General features: G+C 26.5%; 1 protein-coding gene. It reads left to right on the top strand.

The features are described from left to right. Positions 1-84 precede the first annotated feature (84 nt). The coding region (locus HMPREF9129_RS10425; protein WP_004823600.1) for a response regulator at positions 85-603 on the top strand (519 nt) is incomplete at its 3' end.

Below are 603 nucleotides of genomic sequence, written 5' to 3' on the forward strand. Positions count from 1 at the left end.
AATTATCTAATGATTAAGATTAAAAGAAATAAATTTATTTATCTGAAATGGTATAATTAAAAAAATACATAAGAGGGATTTGTAATGATAAAGGTTCTAATAGCAGATGATAAAAGTTTAATACGGGATGGGATTTCAATGATATTGAGTTTGTATGAAAATATAGATGTAGTTGGTGAAGTTAATAACGGTCAAGAAGTTATAGACTTTGTATCTAAAACAAACGTAGATTTAATATTAATGGATATTAGAATGCCGGTAATGGATGGAGTAGAGGCAACAAAGATTATTAAAGCAAGATATCCTGAAATTAAAGTTTTGATACTGACTACGTTTAATGAAGATAAATATATTTTTGAGGGATTAAAAAATGGAGCCGATGGTTATCTATTAAAAGATATAAATTCAGATAAGTTAGTTGAGTCAATAGAAATGGTGTATAGTGGAAGTGTATTACTACAACCTGAAGTTGCAAAAAAGATGGTAAATTTTATTGATAGAGGTAGTTTAGAAGAGAACTTTAAGGGAAATAAAAATTTTTCTATTTTAACTAATAGAGAATATGAAATAGCTATTTTAGTCAGTGAGGGGAAATCTAATAAA

It is taken from the genome of Peptoniphilus indolicus ATCC 29427 (assembly GCF_000227315.1).
GTDB classification, from domain to species: Bacteria; Bacillota; Clostridia; order Tissierellales; family Peptoniphilaceae; genus Peptoniphilus; species Peptoniphilus indolicus.